The organism is Microbacterium sp. H6 (assembly GCF_003314775.1).
In the GTDB taxonomy this organism is placed as follows: Bacteria; Actinomycetota; Actinomycetes; order Actinomycetales; family Microbacteriaceae; genus Microbacterium; species Microbacterium oxydans.
Map to the genome: position 1 here is coordinate 1 of NZ_QOAY01000094.1, position 2,394 is coordinate 2,394.

General features: G+C 69.0%; 2 protein-coding genes. Both read left to right on the forward strand.

Annotated elements, in window-relative coordinates:
• Positions 1-263: 263 nt before the first annotated feature.
• Positions 264-1,289, forward strand: coding sequence for an Lrp/AsnC family transcriptional regulator (locus DSP71_RS06225; protein ID WP_046748496.1), 1,026 nt, complete (start codon positions 264-266; stop codon positions 1,287-1,289).
• A gap of 115 nt (positions 1,290-1,404) precedes the next feature.
• On the forward strand, positions 1,405-2,394 hold a 990-nt coding region (locus DSP71_RS22630), incomplete at its 3' end, for an aldehyde dehydrogenase family protein (protein WP_220151081.1).

A 2,394-nucleotide genomic window follows, 5' to 3' on the forward strand; every position in this document is an offset into this window, starting at 1 on the left:
GTGGACACGACCGAGGCGGAGTAATCCGAGAGGGGCGTCGCCCGGGCCTCGACCCCGGGCGGCGCCCCTCTACCAGCCGCTGAAGCCGGCGAAAACCCAGATCCATGGGCTTGCACCCGGCGCGTCGCTCCGCGACACGCCCTGCGCTGCTCGGATCGTCTCCGTTTCCGCCCCAGCCGCCCCAGCCACCCAGCCCTCCCCGCCACGCGACGGCACCGCCGACTGAGATAACCTTCCACCGAGTCCCCGGTGAAGGAGAGCACGTGCCCGCGAACGATGTGATGGCCGACGAGACCGATCGGATCGTCGCCGCGGCTCTGCAGGTGAACGGCCGCGCGTCGTGGGGTGAGATCGCCCGCGTGGTCGACCTGCCCGAGCGCACGGTCGCCCGTCGAGGGCAACGGCTGCTCGACCGCGGACTGGTGCGGGTCTCCACATACGTCGACCCCGCCCGAGTGCTGCATGCCCGCGCAGTGCTCTTCCGCATCACGACGGAACCCCACGCGCTGTGGCAGGTCGCGCGCACCCTGGCCCGGCGCGCGGATGCCTCCTCGGTCTCGGTGCTCGAGGGCAGCAGCGACATCGCCGGGATGCTGCTCCCTCACGATGACGCCTCGATCCGCGAGCTGCTGTTCACCGACTTCCCCGAGCTCGAGGGCATCGACTCGATCAATGTCACGACGGTGCTGAAGTTCTTCCGGTCGGGGCACGACTGGCGTGCAGGGGTTCTCAGCGACGAGCAGGCCCGAATGCTCGACGAGTCCTCCGGCTCCGAGGTCGATCCCGCCGACTCCCTGAGTGAGGACGAGGAGGCCCTCATCCGACTGCTGCTCAAGGACGGTCGGATGCCGGTGGCTCAGCTCGCCCGCTCCCTGGGGCTGAACGTGACGACCACGCGGCGTCGCATGGAGTCCTTGAGCCGTCGAGGTCTCATGCATCCGCGCACCGAGGTCGTGCCGAGTCTGTTCGGACTGGGCCTCGAGGCGCTCGTGTGGCTTCGGGTGCCGATGGCGCGCCTCGAGAAGGTCGGCACGGCTCTGGCGGCCGCGCCCGAGGTCAAGTTCATCGCCGCCACCACGGGCACTTCACAGCTGCTCGCGAACGTGCTCGTGAAGGACGCCGATGAGTTCTACGACTTCCTCACGGGCCCGGCGGTGGCCGGTCACGAGGGCCTCGAAGTCGTGGAGTCGCTGGTGGTCATCACTCCGGTGCTGCGCGGATCGCTGATCGTCGATGAGGCACCCGAGGCGCTGGCCAACGATATGCCCACCGGCGCGATCCGCTTGTAGTCTGATTCTGTTACTGACATGTAACAAAATGGCGAGATCGTTCTTAACAGCTTGACCTAGTGGCGAAATAGAGCAAGTATCCTCTCCAGGGCCATCACCCCTGGAGAGGACCACCGTGTTCACGGCTACTGGAGACGATTGGGCGGATCGCGTCGCGACCCTGCCCCTGCGCACGCGCATGTTCATCGACGGCGTGTGGGAGGAGGGCTCGGCTGCACCCCTCATCCCGGTGAGCCCCCGTGACGGTCGTGCCCTTCCGCCGATCAGCACCGCATCCGTCGCCGACGTCGACCGCGCCGTCCGGTCGGCTCGCACGGCCTTCGACTCGGGCGCCTGGTCGCGCATCGCCCCCAGGGAGCGTGGCCAGCTGCTGATCGCCTTCGCGCAGAAGATCCACGACAACGCCGAAGAACTCGCCCTCACGATCTCCCTCGAGATGGGCAAGCCCGTGCGCGAGGCGCTGCAGACCGAGCTCCGCGCCGTCGTCAACTGCTTCCGCTGGTACGGCGAGGCGGCAGACAAGGTGCTCGACGAGCTGCCCGTCACCGCCCCGAACAGCCTCGCGCTCGTCACCCGCGAACCGGCCGGCGTCGTCGCGGCCGTCGTGCCGTGGAACTTCCCCCTGACCATGACCGCCTGGAAGCTCGCCCCGGCACTCGCGGTCGGCAACAGCGTGGTGCTCAAGCCTGCGGAGCACACGACCTTCTCCGCACTCCGGTTGGCCGAGCTCGCCCACGAGGCCGGCATCCCCGCCGGTGTGCTCAACGTCACACCGGGCACCGGGCAGGTCGCCGGTCGCGCACTCGGCGAGCACCACGACGTCGACGTCGTCACCTTCACCGGCTCACCCGAGGTCGGCCGCATGTTCCTCGGCTACTCGGCCGCGTCGAACGGCAAGCGCGTCTGGCCCGAGCTCGGCGGCAAGACCGCGAGCCTGGTGCTGCCGGACGCCGATCTCGAGCGTGCTGTCCGCGCCACCGCGGACGGCTGCTTCTACAACCAGGGCCAGATGTGCACGGCATCCTCTCGGCTGCTCGTACCGCGTTCCCAGCGCGACCTCGCCCTGGAGATCGCCGCCGAGGTCGCCCGCACGAGCCTTCCCGCC